Origin of the sequence: Arenimonas sp., assembly GCF_036275555.1 — a bacterium.
Lineage (GTDB): Bacteria > Pseudomonadota > Gammaproteobacteria > Xanthomonadales > Xanthomonadaceae > Arenimonas.
Window position 1 is genome coordinate 29,739 of sequence record NZ_DASUDO010000001.1, and the last position, 16,517, is coordinate 46,255.

Below are 16,517 nucleotides of genomic sequence, written 5' to 3' on the forward strand. Positions count from 1 at the left end.
CGCCATGAGTCCCCGCCGCCCCGATGATCCCCGCACGCGCCAGCGCCGTCAGCAACTGGCGCAGGAGGCCGCGAGGCTGCTGGCGACCGGGGCCCAGCACGACCCGGCCCGCGCGCTGCGCAAGGCCGCCGAGCGGCTCGGCGTCCGCGACGAAGCGATGTTCCCGGGCGGCGACGAGATCCGCGAGGCGCTGCAGGTGCACCAGCGCCTGTTCGGCGGGGACGCCCCGCCCACGCGCCAACAGGCCCTGCGCGAGGCGGCGCTGGAGGCGATGGCCTTCTTCACCGCCTTCGACCCGCGCCTGGCCGGCGCGGCGCTGGAGGGCCCCGTGGATTCGCACGCACCGGTCTGCCTGCACCTGCATGCCGACGACCCCGACGAGATCGCCCGCTTCCTGCACGACCAGCGCATCCCCGCCGCGCAGGCCACGCGCAGGCTGCGGCTGTCGCGCGACCCGGCCACGCCCCTGCCCTGCTGGGAGTTCGAGGCCGGCGGCATCGCGTTCGAGCTATGGGTGCTGCCCGCCTCGGCGCTGCGGCAGCCACCGCTGGAGCCGCTGGAAGACCGCCCGATGCGCCGCGCCACCGCCAGCGCCCTCCGCCAGCTAATCGCGACCGCGCCAAACAGCTGAAACAAATGAACCAGGTTCATTTGCCACCCTCGCCGGGCTTTCGCCGGGCCTTGGCTGCAAATGAACCTGGTTCAGTTGTTTGGCCCGGTGGCGGGCTTCCGGGTTAGCGCTTTTCGAGCGGGACGTAGTCGCGGTTCGCGGCGCCGGTGTAGATCTGGCGCGGGCGGCCGATCTTGGCTTCCGGGTCGGTCTGCTGCTCGAGCCAGTGCGAGACCCAGCCGGCGGTGCGGGCGATGGCGAACATCACCGTGAACATCTCCGTCGGGATGCCCAACGCCTTGTAGATGATGCCGGAGTAGAAATCGACGTTCGGATAGAGCTTGCGCTGGATGAAGTAATCGTCCTTGAGCGCGGCCTCTTCCAGGCGCATCGCCACTTCCAGCATCGGGTCGTTGACGCCCAGGTCGGCGAGGACCTTGTGGCACATCTCGCGGATGATGGTCGCGCGCGGGTCGAAGTTCTTGTACACGCGGTGGCCGAAGCCCATCAGGCGGAAGCCCGAGTTCTTGTCCTTGGCGCGGTCGACGGCCTTGGCCACGTCTTCCGGGCGGCCAATCTCGGCCAGCATCTTGAGCACGGCCTCGTTGGCGCCGCCGTGCGCCGGGCCCCAGAGCGCGGCCACGCCGGCGGCGACGCAGGCGTAGGGATTGGCGCCGGTGGAGCCGACCAGGCGGACGGTCGAGGTGGAGGCATTCTGCTCGTGGTCGGCGTGCAGGATGAAGAGCAGGTCGAGCGCCTTGGCGGCGACCGGCTTGAGCATCAGCGGCTCGCTGGGCACTTCGAACATCATGTGCAGGAAGCGCTCGACGTACTCGAGGTTGTTGCGCGGGTAGCGCACCGGCCAGCCGATCGAATAGCGGTAGCAGGCCGCGGCGATCGTCGGCACCTTGGCCAGCAGGCGGATGGCCGCCATGCGGCGCTGCTCGGGATCCTCGAGGTCGAGGTCGCTGTGGTAGAACGCGGCCAGCGAGCCGATCATGCCGCACAACATCGCCATCGGATGCGCATCGTGGCGGAAGCCGCCGAGGAAGCCCTTGAAGGCCTCGTGCATCATCGTGTGGTGGGTGACTTCATGCTCGAACTTGGCGAACTGGGCCGGGTTCGGCAGCTCGCCGTTCATCAGCAGGTAGCTGGTCTCGAGGAAGTTCGAGTGCTTGGCCAGCTGCTCGATCGGGTAGCCGCGGTACAGCAGCACGCCCTCGTCGCCGTCGATGTAGGTCACCGCGCTGCGGCAGCTGGCGGTCGCCACGAAGCCGGGGTCGTAGGTGAACATGCCGGTTTCTTTCGGCAGCCGGGTGATGTCGACGCAAGGCGCGCCAAGGGTGCCGGAATAGACGGGAAGCTCGACGTTCTTGCCGGCGGCGTTGAGCACGACGCTCTTGTTGTCGGACACGGGCTGACTCCTTTCAGGGGGCGCGATCCGCATCCTCGAAGGGCTCTGGCGCGGCGTTCGCTGGTATCGAATCGAAGGCGCCGCCGGGGCGGTCACCATGCGCCGAAGTATCTCACAGCGCCCGCGGACAAGTCAGTGACGAAGGTATGAACCTTGGTCGGGGGGCCGCCCACGAAAAAGGCCGCCCGGGGGCGGCCTTTTCCTCGCCTTGCCCGGGACCGGCCCGGGCGGCGCGCTTACTTGGCGTAGCGCTGGCGGAAGCGGTCGATGCGGCCGCCGGTGTCCATGACCTTCTGCTTGCCCGTGTAGAACGGATGCGAGGCGGAGGTGATGTCGACCTTGATCAGGGCGTATTCCTTGCCGTCGGTCCACTTGATCGTCTCCTTCGAGGAGAGCGTGGAGCGGGTCAGGAAAGCGAAGTCGGAGGACAGGTCCTGGAAGACGACTTCTTTGTAGTTCGGATGGATGTCGGCCTTCATGGCTATAGCTCCGCCGGGTTTGCGTGGGGAAAGACCGGAATTATAGGCCGGGCCCGGGGCCCGTCGCAAGCCCGGCGCTCAGGCGCCCAGGGCAGACCGGATCAGGGCCTCGAACCGGGCCTGGTCGTAGGCCATCACGATCCGGGCATTGGCCGGGCGGCCGGTGCGCTGCTGCCAGTCCACCAGGGTGGCGCCCCGGCTGAGCCGGCCCTCCAGCTCGACCGCCAGGTAGCGCGATTCGGCCCGGGCCACGCCGTCCGGGTGCAGGGCCGCCGCCATCGCCAGGGCATCGGCGCTGTGCCAGAGCGCGCCGCGGCGGCCTTCCGACCACTGGCGGGTGAAGCGGGAGATGCCGTCGTAGAACCGGGCCCGGTGGTCGCCCGCGGCCAGCCAGGCCTCGAAATCGCGGTGAGGGAAGCCATGGCGCACCACCGCCTCCCAATCCGCCAGCTCGAATGCCGGGAAGCCCCGGAACACCACGTCCGCCGCCTCCGGGTCGAAGGCGATGTTGAATTCGGCGGGGATCGAGGTGTTGCCCTGCCCCGTCACCGCGCCGCCCATCACCACCAGGCGACCGACCCGCGAGGGCAGCGTGGGGTCGAGGCGCAGCGCCAGCGCAAGGTTGGTCAGCGGGCCCAGGGTGACCAGCAACAGGCGCCCGGCGTGTTCATGCGAGAGGCGGATAATGGCGAGCGCGGCGTGCTCGGCCTCGGCCGCGCGCGCGGCCGGGGCGTAGCCGGTATCGCCGAAGCCATCCTGGCCGTGTACGTAGGCCGCGTCGGCCGCGTCGTGCACCAGCGGCACCGGGCAGCCCGCGTACACCGGCACGTCCACGCCCGCGATCTCGCAGAGCTTGAGCGCGTTGGCCACGGTGTGCCGCAGGCCGACGTTGCCGGCGGCGATGGTCAGGCCCAGCAGCCGGTGGCGCGGGTCGTGGAAAGCCATCAGCAGGGCCAGGGCGTCGTCGACGCCGGGGTCGGTGTCGATCAGCAGCGGGATGCGGTCGTCGGTCATGCCGCGATTATGCCGCCTCAGGCGCCGGCGAAGCGCGCGGCACCGCCGACCCAGCGCTGCACCAGCCGGTCGGCGGTGTCCGGCGCCTCGGCCAGGAGCTGGTCCGCGGCGGCGTGCACTTCCGGCAACAGGTCGGCGTCGCGCACCAGGTCGGCGACGCGGAAGCTGGCCAGGCCCGTCTGGCGCGTGCCGAGCAATTCGCCTGGTCCGCGCAGTTCGAGGTCCTTTTCGGCGATGAGGAAGCCGTCGGTGCTGGCGCGCATCACCTCCAGCCGCTCGCGCGCCATCTGCGACAGCGGCGGCTTGAACATCAGCACGCAGCTCGACGCGGCCGCGCCACGACCCACGCGGCCGCGCAGCTGGTGCAGCTGGGCCAGGCCCAGGCGCTCGGCGTTCTCGATCACCATCAGGCTGGCGTTGGGCACGTCCACGCCGACCTCGATCACGGTGGTGGCCACCAGCAGGTTCAGCGCGCCGGCCTTGAACGCGGCCATCACCGCCTGCTTCTCGGCCGGCTTCATGCGCCCGTGCAGCAGGCCCAGGCGCAGCTCGGGCAGCGCGGCGCCCAACTGCTCGAAGGTGGTTTGCGCGGCCTGCGCCTCCACTTCCTCGCTGTCCTCGATCAGCGTGCAGACCCAGTAGGCCTGGCGGCCCTCGGCGCAGGCGGCGCGGATGCGCTCGACCACGTCGCCGCGGCGGTCGCCGCTGATCGCGACGGTCTGCACCGGCGTGCGGCCGGGCGGCATCTCGTCGATCACCGATACGTCGAGGTCGGCGTAGGCCGACATCGCCAGCGTGCGCGGGATCGGCGTGGCAGTCATCACCAGCTGGTGCGGCACCTGCGCGCCGCTCAGGCCCTTGTCGCGCAGCGCGAGCCGCTGGTGCACGCCGAACCGGTGCTGCTCGTCGACGATGGCCAGCGCCAGGCTCGAGAACAGCACCTTGTCCTGCATCAGCGCGTGCGTGCCCACCACCACCTGGGCGCGGCCCGAGGCGATCTCGTCGAGCACGGCCGCGCGAGCCTTGCCGGTGACCTTGCCGGCCAGCCACGCGACCTGCAGGCCCAGCGGCTCGAGCCAGGCGCGGAAGTTGGCCAGGTGCTGCTCGGCCAGCAGCTCGGTCGGCGCCATCAGCGCGACCTGCCGGCCGGCCTCCACGGCGTTGGCGGCCGCCAGCGCCGCCACCACGGTCTTGCCGCTGCCGACGTCGCCCTGCACCAGCCGCAGCATCGGCTCGGGGCGCGCCATGTCCCGGGCCACTTCAGCCAGCACGCGCTGCTGCGCGCCGGTGAGCTTGAACTTCAGGCCACCGCGCAGCGCGGCGGCGAGCCTGCCCTTGGGCCGCACCGGCATCGCGCCGTGAGCGCGCAGGGCGATGCGCTGGCGGCGCAGGCTCAGGTGGTGGGCCAGCAGCTCCTCGAGCGCCAGCCGGCGCTGCGCCGGATGGATGCCGAGCTCGAATTCGCGCAGGTCGGCATCGGGCGGCGGACGGTGCGCGGTCAGCAGCGCCTCGCGCAGCGTCGGCAGCTGCAGGCGCTGGCGCAGGCCCGACGGCAGCAGTTCGAGCTCGTCGGCGGGCGGCAGCCGCTGCAGCGCCTCGCCCACCAGCCGCGACAGCGACTGCGGGCCGAGGCCGTCGACCGCGGGATAAACGGGATCGAGGCGGTCGCGGACGACCGTGTCGGCCTCGTCGGCCAGCAGTTTGTAGCTGGGGTGGACCATCTCCAGCCCGTGCTGCCCTGGTCTCGCCTCGCCGTACGCGAGCAGGCGGCGACCGGGCACGAACTGCGCCAGCTGCGCCCGGTTGAAGTGGAAGAAGCGCAGCACCAGCCCGCCGAACGAGCCGTCGCGGATCACCACGCGCAGCGTCGGCCGGAACCGGAAGCTGCGCTCGACTGCCTCGACGCGGCCCTCGACCTGCGCCGACTCGCCCGGCTGCAGCGCGCCGATCGGCGTCACCCGGGTGCGGTCTTCATAGCGCAGCGGCAGGTGCAGCCAGAGGTCCTGAAGGCTCAGCAGCCCGCGCGCGGCGAGCTTTTCAGCCACCTTCGGGCCCACGCCCGGCAGGGTCGACAGGGCCGCGGCCCCGGACGGCGCCAGCGCCGGCTCCGGGCCGCGGATGCCGCGGCGGCGCGGCGGCGCGGCCATCGGCTCAGCCGGTGACCAGGACCGCGTCGACTTCGACCCGGGCGCCCTTGGGCAGGCCGGCGACCTGGATGGTCGAGCGCGCCGGGTAAGGCGCCTGGAAATACTCGGCCATCACGGCGTTGACCTGGGCGAAGTCGGACAGGTCCATCACGTAGATGCCCACCCGCACCACGCCGTCGAGCGAGCCGCCCGCGGCCTCGCACACGGCCTTGAGGTTCTCGAACACGCGCCGGGTCTGGGTGCTGATGTCGCCGGTGACCAGCTCGCCGGTGGCCGGGTCCAGCGGGATCTGGCCCGAGAGGTAGACGGTCTGACCGGCGCGCACGGCCTGGGAATACGGACCGATGGCGGCGGGCGCGCGCTCGGTGCTGATCGGATCGCGGGACATGGCGTGCCTCGTCAGGATGGGAAACCCGGATTGTAGGAGCCGCGCGCCGCAGCGGCCAGCGCGGTCAGACCCGCTGCACCCCGTGCACCACGCCCAGGCGGCGGATGCGGCGGATCACGTCGGCCAGGTGCTTGCGGTTGCGGACCTCGATCGCGAACTCCATCACCGACACCGCCACGTCGCGTTCGCGGTACTCGACCGCATCGATGTTGGAGTTGCTCTCGGCCACGGCGGCGGCGACCTGGGCCAGTACGCCGGGCTTGTTCTCGACCTCGATCTTCAGCGCCACCCGGTAATCGCCCTCGACGTTGCGGTCCCAGGCCATCGGCACGCAGCGCTCGGGGAACTTGCGGTATTCGGCCACGTTCGGGCAGTCGAGCCGGTGCACCACCACGCCCTTGCCGGCGCTGAGGTAGCCCATGATCTCGTCGCCCGGGATCGGGTGGCAGCAGGCCGCGAAGCTGAGCACGCCGCGCTCGCTGCCGGTGATCATGATCCGCTCGGAGGTGCCCGCCGGCAGCACGGCGCCGTCCAGCGGCAGCACGTCCTGCCCGTGCACCATCAGGCGCGCCACCTGCGCCGGCATGCGGTTGCCCAGCGCGATGTCGGCCAGCAGCTCCTCCAGGCGCCGGTAGCGCAGGTCGGCCAGCAGCTGCTCGATGCGCTCGGCCGACACGCGGTCGAGCGAACTCTCCAGCGCCTCCAGCGCGCGGTCGAGCATGCGGTGGCCCAGGTCGACGGCATCCTCGTGCTCGAGCCGCTTCAGGAAATGGCGGATCGCCGTGCGCGCCTTGCTCGAGACCACGAACTCCAGCCACTGCGGCCCCGGCGTGGCCGAGGGCGCCGTGATGACCTCGACGCTCTGGCCGCTGCTGAGCTTGGTGCGCAGCGGCACCAGCTTCTTGTCCACCCGCGCGGCGACCGCGTGGTTGCCCACGTCGGTGTGCACGGCGTAGGCGAAGTCGAGCGCGGTGGCGTTGCGCGGCAGCGCCAGGATGTCGCCCTTGGGCGTGAACAGGTAGACCTCGTCCGGGAACAGGTCGACCTTGACGTTTTCCAGGAACTCCAGCGACGAGCCGGCGCTCTGCTGCGCGTCCATCAGGTTGCGCACCCAGTCCTGCGCGCGCGCCTGCGCGGCGCTGCCGCCGGCGCCGGCGCTCTTGTAGACCCAGTGCGCGGCGATGCCGCGCTCGGCCACGAGGTCCATGTCCTCGGTGCGGATCTGCACTTCCACCGGCGCGCCGTAGGGCCCGAACAGCACCGTGTGCAGGCTCTGGTAGCCGTTGGCCTTGGGAATGGCGATGAAGTCGCGGAAGCGCGCGTCCAGCGGCTTGTAGATCGAGTGCACGGCGCCGAGCGCGTGGTAGCACTGCATCACGGTCGGCACCACGATGCGGAAGCCGAAGACGTCGAGCACCTGCTCGAGGCTTTTGTTCTCCTGCTTCATCTTGGTGTAGATGCTCCAGGGCGACTTCACCCGGCTCACCAGGTGGTTGCGCAGGCCTTCCTGCGCCAGCCGCTGCGCCATCTGCGCCTCGATGGTGGCCAGGGCCTCGCGCCGCATGACGGGCTGGGCCGAAATGCGCTTGGAAATGACCCGGTGCCGCATCGGGTGCAGCGCGCGGAAGCCCAGGTCCTGCAGCTCGGCCTTGATCTTGTTCATGCCCAGGCGCTGGGCGATCGGCGCGTAGATCTCGAGCGTCTCGCGGGCGATGCGGCGGCGCGACTCGGCCGCCATCGCATCGAGCGTGCGCATGTTGTGCAGGCGGTCGGCGAGCTTGATCAGGATGACGCGCAGGTCGCGCGCCATCGCCAGCATCATCTTGCGGAAGCTTTCCGCGGCGGCCTCCTGCCGGTCGCGGAAGTGCAGCTTGTCGAGCTTGGTGACGCCGTCCACCAGCTCGGCCACGGTGACCGAGAACTCGCGCTCGATCTCGCTGCGCGGCAGCGGCGTGTCTTCGAGCGCGTCGTGCAGGATCGCGGCGCAGAGCGTCTCGGCGTCGAGCCGAAGCTCGGCCAGGATGCCGGCCACGGCCACCGGGTGGGTGATGTAGGCCTCGCCGCTCTTGCGCGTCTGGCCCTCGTGGGCCCGGGCGCCGATCTCGTAGGCGCGGCGGACCTGGCGCACCTGGTCGGGCGGGAGGTAGTCGGCCAGCCGCTTCTCGAGCGCCAGCACGGCGTCCGGACACGGGTCCGGGCCGATGTCGGCGACTTTCTGCGGCTTGGTGAAGGAAGACATGGAGCCAGACTACGCGGGCACGGGAAACCCATCAATGCCGCGGCTTTCCGGTCGCTAAACGAACTGTGGGAGGGAACGTAGGAGGGCCTTCAGGCCCGAAGCTTCTGTGCGAGGAGCTTCGGGCCTGAAGGCCCTCCTACGTTCCCTCCCACGGAGGGTTGGGCGAGGGGCGGGGCCCCCTCGCGCCGGGATTCAGAGGTCGTCGCCGCCCTTCGAGAGGTCGTCGTCGACGACTTCCGCGGCGGCCCACTCCAGGGCCTCGCGCTCGGCGCGCTCGCGCTCGGCCTTCTCGACGTCATCGATCAGCTGCTGGTCGATGCGGCGGGCGGCGATCTCGCGCAGGGCCAGCACGGTCGGCTTGTCCTGGTGCTCGCTGTTGTCGAGGGTGGGCTCGACGCCCTTGGCCAGCTGGCGGGCGCGCTTGGACGCCATCAAGACCAGCTCGAAGCGGTTGTCGACGACGGACAGGCAGTCTTCCACGGTGATGCGGGCCATTGGATCTCCTCACCGGAGGCCGCCCGGCCGGGGCGCCTACGGAAAATCAAGGGGTTACGCGAACCGCGCATTCTACGCCCGGGCCGGGGGCCGGCGCAAATCGGGGGGGCGGCTCAGGCCAGCAGGTCGCGGATCAGGGCGGCGTGGCGGGCGGCCTGGGTGGCCCGCTTCAGGCGCTGGGCCACGAAGATGGCCCGCAGCTCGGCCGCCGCGGCGTCGAAATGCTCGTTGACGATGACGTAGTCGAACTCGTCGTAGTGCGACATCTCCTCGCGGGCCGCCGCCAGCCGCCGGGCGATGGTTTCCTCGCTGTCCTGGCCGCGGTTGCGCATCCGGGTCTCGAGCGCGTCCTTGGACGGCGGCAGGATGAAGACGCTCAGGCAGTCGGGCATCTTCTCGCGCACCTGGCGGGCGCCCTGCCAGTCGATCTCGAGCAGCACGTCCTTGCCGGCCGCCAGCTGCGGCTCCACCGACTGCCGGGCGGTGCCCTTGTAGTCGCCGTGCACCAGCGCGTGCTCGAAGAAATCGCCGGCCGCGATCATCCGCTCGAATTCGGCCTTGTCGACGAAGTGGTAGTGCTGGGCGTGGCGCTCGCCCGGCCGCGGCGCGCGCGAGGTGAAGGAGATCGACAGCGCGATGCCCGGCTCCTTCGCCAGCACCGCGTTGACCAGGCTGGACTTGCCGGCGCCCGAGGGCGCGGCGACGACGTAGAGGGTGCCGCGGATCGCGTTCATTCGAGGTTCTGCACCTGTTCGCGCAGCTGTTCGATCAGGACCTTGAGCTCGACCGCCGCCTGCGTGGTGCGGCTGTCCACCGACTTGGAGCCCAGGGTGTTGGCCTCGCGGTTGAACTCCTGCATCAGGAAGTCGAGCCGACGGCCCACGGCCTCGGGCAGCGCGAACACGCGGCGTGCCTCGGCGACATGGCTGGCGAGGCGGTCGAGCTCCTCGTCCACGTCGATCTTCTGCAGGTTCAGCACCACTTCCTGCTCGAGCCGGCCGGGCTCCAGCGGCAGCTTGAGGTCGGCCAGCCTCGCGTCGAGCTTCGCCCGCAGCGCGGCGCGGATCTCGGGCAGCCACTCGCGGACCTGGCGGGTGATGCGCTCGATGCCGTCCACGCGCTCGGCCATCACGGCCGCCAGCTTGGCGCCTTCACGCTCGCGCGCGGCCACGAACTCGGCCAGGGTCTCGTCGAGCAGGGCCAGGGCCTCGGCCTGCAGGCCGGCCTGGTCCAGCGCGTCCTCCTCGACCACGCCCGGGAAGCGCAGCAGCTCGGTGAACTCGGTGCGCAGGCCGGGGAAGCGCCCGTCCAGGGCCTGGGCCGACGCGGCCAGCTGGTCCAGCAGGCCCTGGTTGACGCGCAGCCCGGCGCGGCCGCCCGCGGCCGGGCGGAAGCGCAGCACCAGGTCGACCTTGCCGCGCGACACCTTCTGGGCGACGCGCTCGCGCAGGGCCGGCTCGATCGCGCGCAGCTCCTCGGGGGCGCGCACGCTGAGTTCGTGGAAGCGGTGGTTCACGGCGCGCAGCTCGCAGCCCAGCGTGCCGCCAGTGGCGGCGCGCTCGCAGGCGGCGAAGGCAGTCATGCTGCGGATCATGGGCGGTCCCGGGTCTGGAGGGGTCGAATGGTAATCTAGCCGGCCAAAGATTGCCGGATGTGCCCCATGACCCACGCCCCCCGCCCCGACGGCCGCGCTCCCGACCAGCTGCGCGCGGTCCGCATCGAGCGCAACTACACCAAGCACGCCGAGGGTTCGGTGCTGGTCTGCTTCGGCGACACCAAGGTGCTGTGCACCGCCAGCATCGACAACAAGGCGCCGGGTTTCCTGCGCGGCAAGGGCGAGGGCTGGGTCACCGCCGAGTACGGCATGCTGCCGCGCGCCACCAACACCCGCAACGACCGCGAGGCCGCGCGCGGCAAGCAGGGCGGCCGCACGCTGGAGATCCAGCGCCTGATCGGCCGCGCGCTGCGCGCCTGCATCGACCGCAAGGCGCTGGGCGAGCGCACCATCACCCTCGACTGCGACGTGCTGCAGGCCGACGGCGGCACCCGCACCGCGGCGATCACCGGCGCCTACGTGGCGCTGTGCGACGCGGTGGCGGTGCTGCGCGCCCGCGGCGACGTGACCCGCGACCCGATCCTGGGCGCGGTGGCGGCGGTCTCGGTAGGCATCTGCCAGGGCGTGCCGGTGCTCGACCTCGACTACCGCGAGGACAGCACCTGCGACACCGACATGAACGTGGTGATGAACGACGGCGGCGGCTTCATCGAGGTCCAGGGCACGGCCGAAGGCCACGCCTTCCGCCGCCCCGAACTCGACGCCCTCCTCGCCCTGGCCGAAAAGGGCATCGCCGAACTCGTCGCCCTCCAGCGCGCCGCCTTGGCGGGCTGAGAGCGTTTTTTGCCACGGATGAACACAGATGAACACTGATCAAGCAAAAGGCAGGATGTAGCTCGTTGGCTGGAGGCGGCCAGCAAATTCAACGCCGTTTTCCTTATCCGTGTTCATCTGTGTTCATCCGTGGCTAAAAACCTGGCTCGCCAATCCATGCCAAGACACCTGGTCCTCGCGACATCGAACAAGGGCAAGCTCGCGGAGCTGCAGCCGCTGTTGGCCGATGCCGGCTATGCGTTGGTGACGCAGGGCGAGCTCGGGGTCGAGGATGCGGTCGAGGATGGGCTGACGTTCATCGAGAACGCGATGCTCAAGGCACGGCACGCCTGCGCGGCGACCGGGCTGCCGGCGCTGGCGGATGATTCGGGGCTGGTGGTGGAGGCGCTGGACGGCGAGCCCGGCCTGTACAGCGCGCGCTATGCCGGCGCGCACGGCGACTCGGCCGCGAACATCGCCAGGCTGCTCGGGCGCATGCAGGGGCTCGAGGGCGAACAGCGGCGCGCGCACTTCCACTGCGTCATCGTGCTGATGCGGCACGCCCGCGACCCGCAGCCGCTGGTGGTCGAGGGGCGCTGGCCGGGCTACGTGCTGGACGCACCGCGCGGCGAAGGCGGCTTCGGCTACGACCCGGTGTTCCTGGTGCCGGACCAGCAGCTCACCGCCGCCGAGCTCGACCCGGCGCTGAAGAACCGCATCAGCCACCGCGGCCTGGCGCTGGCCGCCCTGCGCGCGCGCCTGCACGAACTGTGAGCGCGCTGATCCCGCCGCCGCTGTCGCTTTATATCCACATCCCGTGGTGCGTGAAGAAGTGCCCCTACTGCGACTTCAATTCGCACGGGCAGAGCGGCGCGCTGCCGGTGGACGACTACATCGCCGCGCTCGTGCGCGACCTCGAGCAGGACCTGCCGCTGGTCTGGGGCCGCACGGTGCACAGCGTGTTCTTCGGGGGCGGCACGCCCAGCCTGTTCGCGCCGGCCGCGATCGGCGCCATCCTCGACGCGTGCACGTCGCGGCTGCGCTTCGCGCCCGGCGCCGAGATCACGATGGAGTGCAACCCGGGCACGGCCGAGCACGGCCGCTTCGAGCAGTACCGCGCCGCCGGCGTGAACCGCATCAGCTTCGGCATCCAGAGCTTCGACGACGGCTGCCTGCAGCGGCTGGGGCGCATCCATGACAGCGGCGAGGCCGAGCGCGCGGTGAAGCTGGCCCAGGACGCCGGCTACGACAACCTCAACCTCGACCTGATGTACGCCCTGCCCGGCCAGGACCTGGCGATGGCCCTGCACGACGTCGAGCGCGCGATCGCGCTGCAGCCCGCGCACCTCTCGCACTACCAGCTGACGATGGAGCCCAACACCGCCTTCGCCGTGAAACCGCCCGAGGGCCTGCCCGGCGAAGACGACGCCTGGGACATCCAGGAGCGCTGCATCGAGGCCATGGCCGCCGCGGGCTACGCCCAGTACGAAGTCTCCGCCTATGCCCGCCCGGGCCGGCAGTGCGCGCACAACCTCAACTACTGGCGCTTCGGCGACTACCTGGGCATCGGCGCGGGCGCGCACGGCAAGATCAGCAGCGGCGCCACCGGCGAGGTGCGCCGGCGCTGGAAGCCCAAGAACCCGCGCGATTTCATCGCCCACGCCGGCACCGCGCGCGGCATCGGCGGCGACGACCCGATCACGCCGGCCAGCCTGCCCTTCGACTACATGCTCAATGCCCTGCGTCTGGTCGAGGGCTTCCGCCTGGCGGATTTCGAGGCGCGCACCGGGCTGGACCGCGCGGTCATCGCCGCGCAGCTCGAGGACGCGCGCGGGCGTGGCTGGCTGGAGCAGGACGGCGGGTATTGGCGGCCGACGGAGCTGGGGCGGCGGTTCACGAATGACGTGATCGGGTTGTTCCTGAACTGACGCCGGAAGAGCGAGGAGTTAGTGGATAGGAGTTAGGAGTTAGAGGAAAGCCGGAACCCTGCCCCTACTAACTCCTGACTCCTATCCACTACCTCCTGGCTCCATCCGTTCACCCCCCGCTCCCACCCCACCCCCTACCCTCGCACCATGCTCGACACCATCCTCCTCACCTGCCCCCACTGCGGGGAAACCTTCGAAACCGTCGCCGATCCCTCCGGCGGCGACGCGGAGTATGTCGAGGACTGCTACGTCTGCTGCCGCCCGATCACGGTGCGGCTTCGGGTCGGCGGGGACGGGGAACTCGACGGCTACGACGCCGACCGCGACGACTGACCCCGTCTTGATCTAGACTTCACGCGCCCCAGGTGTTCGGGAAGCCGGTCCAAGTCCGGCGCTGCCCCCGCAACGGTAGGCCAGGAATCCCCTCCAGCAAGCCACTGTGCCCCCCGGGCATGGGAAGGCGGAAGGGAGGCGAGGTGCCCCGCGCACCCCGCCACTGGCGAGTCCGGAGACCGGCCTGGTGCCTGGCCACCCCCACGGGTGGCCACCACGGCACGTTGCGGAGGGCGACGGGGCGGCGTCATGGCCTGCGCCCGTTCGCGCCCGGCCGCGTCGTTTCCCCGGTCCCACCCGCGCGTGCTTCCCGCGGGTGAGCGTTCCAGGAGAAACCATCAGATGAACCCCGTTGCACGCCGTTCCGCGCTTTGCGCGGCGATTTCCCTCTTGCTGTCCCCCGCCGCCCTGGCCCAGGACGCGGCCACGCTGGACGCCGTCCAGGTCACCGCCACCCGCATCGAGCGCCCGCTGGACGAAGCCCTCGCTTCGGTCACCGTGATCACGCGCGAGGACATCGAGGCCAGCCAGGCCCCGGACCTGATCGACCTGCTGGGCCGCCAGGCCGGCATCGACGTCGCCCGCACCGGCGGCCCGGGCGCGGGCAGCGCGCTGTTCCTGCGCGGCAGCAATTCCACCCAGAGCCTGATCCTGGTGGACGGCATCCGCGTCACGTCCACCGGCCAGGGCGTGTTCGACTTCGCCCACCTGCCGCTGGAGCAGATCGAGCGGATCGAGATCGTGCGCGGCCCGCGCGCATCCATGTGGGGCTCGGACGCGATCGGCGGCGTCGTGCATGTCTTCACCCGCGACCCGTCCGCGCCCTCCGCGCGCGTCACCGCGGGCAGCTACGGCCGGGCCGGCGCCAGCGCCGCCTTCGGCACCGGCGACGCCCGGCGCGGCTTCGGCATCACGGCCGGTGCGCAGCGCGTGCGCGGTTTCTCGGCCACCAACCCGAACTCGGTGTTCTCCTACGACCCCGACGATGACGGCTACCGCAACCGCAACCTCAGCCTGCGCGGCCGCACCGCCGTCGGCACCCTTGTGCTGTCCTTCAACGCCATTGCCACCGACGCCGAGGTCGAGTTCGACCGCGGCATCACCGACGCCCGCAATGCGTCGGGCGGCGTGACCCTGGCGGGCGAACTCGGCGCGCGCTGGAGCCACCAGTTCACCGTCGGCCACGCCCGCGAGGACCTCGACACCGTCAGCTCTTTCTCGAACGCCTTCCGCAGCCGCCGGACCAGCGCCGACTGGCTGCACACGCTGGCCATGGGCACCGACGCCAACCTGCGCTTCGGCCTGAACTGGCAGCGCGAGACCGGGGAGTCGGAGAACGTCTTCAACGGCCCGCTGTTCGACGACACCCGCCGCAGCCAGGCCGCCTTCGTCGGCTACGGCGGCCGCTTCGGCCGGCACGTGCTCGACCTGTCCCTGCGCCGCGACCACAGCAACCAGTACGGCGGCGTGACCACGGGCAACGCCGGCTGGGGCGTCGACCTGGGCGAGCGCGTGCAGTGGCGCCTTTCGTGGGGCCAGGGCTTCCGCGCGCCCAACTTCAACGAGCTCTACTACCCCGACACCGGCTTCGGCTTCGCCGGCAACCCCGACCTGCGGCCGGAGCATTCGCGCACCTGGGAGACGGGCTTGTACTACGCACCGGCCGCCGGCCAGCGGCTGGAGTTGTCGGTGTACCGCACCCGCGTGCGCGACCTCGTCGCGTTCGCCGCACCGCTGACCAACAACGCGATCAACATCAACCGCGCCGCGCTGGAAGGCGTGGAGCTCGGCTACCGCTTCGACCGCGGCGGCTGGAGCGGTGGCGGCAACCTGACCTGGCAGGACGCGATCGATGCCGGCACCGGCCGCCCGCTGCTGCGCCGGGCCAAGCGCAAGGCCCACGTCGACCTGGGCCATGCCTGGGCCAACGGCCTGTCGGTCGCGCTGGAGGGAGACTATTTCTCGGGTCGCCCCGATTTCGGCGCCCAGCTGCCCTCGCATGCCCTCGCCCACCTGCGGCTGGCCTGGCAGTTCAGCCCGGCCTGGCGCCTCGAGGGCAGGCTGGAAAACCTGACCGATCGCGAGTACGAGCTGGTGCGCGGCTACAACACCCCGGGCCGCAGCGGCCTGGTCAGCCTGGTCTGGAACGGCAGGTGACGACGCGCCGGGCCAGTCCCCCCGGACTGGCCCGGCCCTATGCGCCGGGCCGCGCGTGTGCCTAGAATCGCGCTGGGGAATTCACACGGAGCGCCGCATGCCCGCATCGGCCAAACCTCCGCACGCGTCCGCACCGACGCTGGCGACGCGGCCATTGCCTGAACGAGTCCGTGGGCTGCTGGGAGGCATCCTCGAGTATTCCTCCGACGAGATCGAACGCACGCTGGTCTCGACGCTCAACGAATTCGAGCAGCAACTCTTCAAGTTCGCCGAACAGGCCCGCAGCAACATCGTCCAGACCCGCTGGCTCGAAGCCCAGCGCCTCGTCAAGCGCACCCGTCCCGACCTGGTGCCGCGCTTCCTGATCGCGCTCGAGGCCGAACTGGCCTGCATCAAGGACCCGCCGGGCGCGAAGTCGATCACCGGCGGCTTCCGGCTCACCCGCGACGAGCTCTCCCTGGTCGAGAACCTCGACCTCGACGAATCAACCGTGCTGTCGGAGATCGCCAGCCGCGCCGAAGTCCGCAACAGCCTGCCGCTGTACCTGCTGGGCCAGCGCTTTGGCGTGCTGGCCGGCAAGCCGGCCTTCGACGCCGAGAACCTGCCGATCGGCCCGCAGGCGCTTTGCCGCATGCTGCGCCAGGCGGCCGACTGCCTCGAGCTCGCGGGCGAACACCGCAGCCTGCTGTTCCGCACCTTCGAGCGGCATCTGATGCCGCTCTACGGCGGCTTCATCGAATCGGTGAACACCTACCTCTCGCGCAACGGCGTGCTGCCGAACCTGCACTACGTGCCGGTGCGCGCGCGCCCGGCCAGTGCGCCGGCCGCGAAGCTCCGCATGCCGGGCGACGGCGGCGGCGCCGCGGAGGGCTCCAGCGCGGGCCCGGGCAGCGGCCCCGGCTCCGGCACCGCCGGCGGCCCGGGCGCGGGCGCACCCGGCGCACC

Annotated in this window: 16 protein-coding genes and 1 riboswitch; of the genes, 7 read left to right on the forward strand and 9 right to left on the reverse strand. The window is 71.0% G+C overall.

What is annotated here, in order from left to right; all coding sequences use genetic code 11:
* Positions 1 to 4: 4 nt before the first annotated feature.
* Entirely contained in the window at positions 5 to 631 is a 627-nt protein-coding gene (locus VFV21_RS00135) for a hypothetical protein (protein WP_329667556.1), read from the forward strand.
* Between the two features lie 103 nt (positions 632 to 734).
* Here the strand turns inward: VFV21_RS00135 and VFV21_RS00140 are convergent, their stop codons facing one another.
* The 9 genes from VFV21_RS00140 to VFV21_RS00180 form a co-directional block, all read right to left on the reverse strand.
* Positions 735 to 2,024 carry a citrate synthase gene (locus VFV21_RS00140; RefSeq protein ID WP_329667557.1) on the reverse strand — a complete coding sequence of 430 codons (1,290 nt, stop codon included), beginning with the start codon at positions 2,022 to 2,024 and terminating at the stop codon, positions 735 to 737.
* A gap of 236 nt (positions 2,025 to 2,260) precedes the next feature.
* Complete coding sequence (locus tag VFV21_RS00145) at positions 2,261 to 2,503, reverse strand: type B 50S ribosomal protein L31 (RefSeq protein ID WP_034214594.1); 243 nt, start codon at positions 2,501 to 2,503, stop codon at positions 2,261 to 2,263.
* 78 nt (positions 2,504 to 2,581) lie between these two features.
* Entirely contained in the window at positions 2,582 to 3,517 is a 936-nt protein-coding gene (locus tag VFV21_RS00150; protein ID WP_329667558.1) for a nucleoside hydrolase, read from the reverse strand.
* A gap of 17 nt (positions 3,518 to 3,534) precedes the next feature.
* Positions 3,535 to 5,664 (reverse strand): ATP-dependent DNA helicase RecG, encoded by a 2,130-nt coding sequence (gene recG, locus VFV21_RS00155; protein ID WP_329667559.1) that lies wholly within the window; start codon positions 5,662 to 5,664, stop codon positions 3,535 to 3,537.
* 4 nt (positions 5,665 to 5,668) lie between these two features.
* Entirely contained in the window at positions 5,669 to 6,052 is a 384-nt protein-coding gene (locus VFV21_RS00160) for a RidA family protein (protein ID WP_034214588.1), read from the reverse strand.
* A 64-nt stretch (positions 6,053 to 6,116) separates the two neighbouring features.
* On the reverse strand, positions 6,117 to 8,291 hold the full coding sequence (locus VFV21_RS00165; protein ID WP_329667560.1) for a bifunctional (p)ppGpp synthetase/guanosine-3',5'-bis(diphosphate) 3'-pyrophosphohydrolase: 2,175 nt from the start codon (positions 8,289 to 8,291) through the stop codon (positions 6,117 to 6,119).
* Between the two features lie 192 nt (positions 8,292 to 8,483).
* Complete coding sequence (gene rpoZ, locus VFV21_RS00170; protein WP_034214583.1) at positions 8,484 to 8,786, reverse strand: DNA-directed RNA polymerase subunit omega; 303 nt, start codon at positions 8,784 to 8,786, stop codon at positions 8,484 to 8,486.
* Between the two features lie 113 nt (positions 8,787 to 8,899).
* Complete coding sequence (gene gmk / locus VFV21_RS00175; protein WP_329667568.1) at positions 8,900 to 9,511, reverse strand: guanylate kinase; 612 nt, start codon at positions 9,509 to 9,511, stop codon at positions 8,900 to 8,902.
* Between the two features lie 5 nt (positions 9,512 to 9,516).
* A complete protein-coding gene (locus tag VFV21_RS00180) occupies positions 9,517 to 10,380 on the reverse strand; it encodes a YicC/YloC family endoribonuclease (RefSeq protein ID WP_329667561.1) in 864 nt (287 codons plus the stop codon).
* 66 nt (positions 10,381 to 10,446) lie between these two features.
* On the opposite strand from VFV21_RS00180, the gene rph reads away from it, so the two are divergent.
* From rph to VFV21_RS00210, 6 genes are all read left to right on the forward strand, one after another.
* Positions 10,447 to 11,175, forward strand: a complete 729-nt coding sequence (gene rph / locus VFV21_RS00185; protein ID WP_329667562.1) for a ribonuclease PH — start codon at positions 10,447 to 10,449, stop codon at positions 11,173 to 11,175.
* Positions 11,176 to 11,331: 156 nt separating this feature from the next.
* Positions 11,332 to 11,928, forward strand: a complete 597-nt coding sequence (rdgB, locus tag VFV21_RS00190; protein WP_329667563.1) for an RdgB/HAM1 family non-canonical purine NTP pyrophosphatase — start codon at positions 11,332 to 11,334, stop codon at positions 11,926 to 11,928.
* A complete protein-coding gene (gene hemW, locus VFV21_RS00195) occupies positions 11,925 to 13,082 on the forward strand; it encodes a radical SAM family heme chaperone HemW (protein ID WP_329667564.1) in 1,158 nt (385 codons plus the stop codon). The genes rdgB and hemW overlap by 4 nt, the downstream gene beginning before the upstream one ends.
* Positions 13,083 to 13,229: 147 nt before the next feature.
* Complete coding sequence (locus tag VFV21_RS00200; RefSeq protein ID WP_329667565.1) at positions 13,230 to 13,415, forward strand: CPXCG motif-containing cysteine-rich protein; 186 nt, start codon at positions 13,230 to 13,232, stop codon at positions 13,413 to 13,415.
* A gap of 13 nt (positions 13,416 to 13,428) precedes the next feature.
* Positions 13,429 to 13,617: riboswitch (cobalamin riboswitch) on the forward strand.
* 140 nt (positions 13,618 to 13,757) lie between these two features.
* The gene (locus tag VFV21_RS00205) at positions 13,758 to 15,572 is read left to right on the forward strand and encodes a TonB-dependent receptor domain-containing protein (protein WP_329667566.1); all 1,815 of its coding nucleotides are present in this window, start codon (positions 13,758 to 13,760) and stop codon (positions 15,570 to 15,572) included.
* Positions 15,573 to 15,726: 154 nt separating this feature from the next.
* Positions 15,727 to 16,517 (forward strand): DUF1631 family protein (locus tag VFV21_RS00210; protein ID WP_329667567.1); only part of this gene is annotated, 791 nt, incomplete at its 3' end.

Excerpts from the sequence above, each read along its gene's own strand:
- rpoZ (WP_034214583.1), bottom strand. The coding sequence starts at position 8,786 with ATGGCCCGCATCACCGTGGAAGACTGCCTGTCCGTCGTCGACAACCGC.
- VFV21_RS00135 (WP_329667556.1), top strand. The coding sequence starts at position 5 with ATGAGTCCCCGCCGCCCCGATGATCCCCGCACGCGCCAGCGCCGTCAG.
- recG (WP_329667559.1), bottom strand. The coding sequence starts at position 5,664 with ATGGCCGCGCCGCCGCGCCGCCGCGGCATCCGCGGCCCGGAGCCGGCG.
- VFV21_RS00150 (WP_329667558.1), bottom strand. The coding sequence starts at position 3,517 with ATGACCGACGACCGCATCCCGCTGCTGATCGACACCGACCCCGGCGTC.
- rdgB (WP_329667563.1), top strand. The coding sequence starts at position 11,332 with ATGCCAAGACACCTGGTCCTCGCGACATCGAACAAGGGCAAGCTCGCG.
- VFV21_RS00200 (WP_329667565.1), top strand. The coding sequence starts at position 13,230 with ATGCTCGACACCATCCTCCTCACCTGCCCCCACTGCGGGGAAACCTTC.
- rph (WP_329667562.1), top strand. The coding sequence starts at position 10,447 with ATGACCCACGCCCCCCGCCCCGACGGCCGCGCTCCCGACCAGCTGCGC.
- VFV21_RS00160 (WP_034214588.1), bottom strand. The coding sequence starts at position 6,052 with ATGTCCCGCGATCCGATCAGCACCGAGCGCGCGCCCGCCGCCATCGGT.
- VFV21_RS00205 (WP_329667566.1), top strand. The coding sequence starts at position 13,758 with ATGAACCCCGTTGCACGCCGTTCCGCGCTTTGCGCGGCGATTTCCCTC.
- VFV21_RS00165 (WP_329667560.1), bottom strand. The coding sequence starts at position 8,291 with ATGTCTTCCTTCACCAAGCCGCAGAAAGTCGCCGACATCGGCCCGGAC.
- VFV21_RS00145 (WP_034214594.1), bottom strand. The coding sequence starts at position 2,503 with ATGAAGGCCGACATCCATCCGAACTACAAAGAAGTCGTCTTCCAGGAC.
- VFV21_RS00180 (WP_329667561.1), bottom strand. The coding sequence starts at position 10,380 with ATGATCCGCAGCATGACTGCCTTCGCCGCCTGCGAGCGCGCCGCCACT.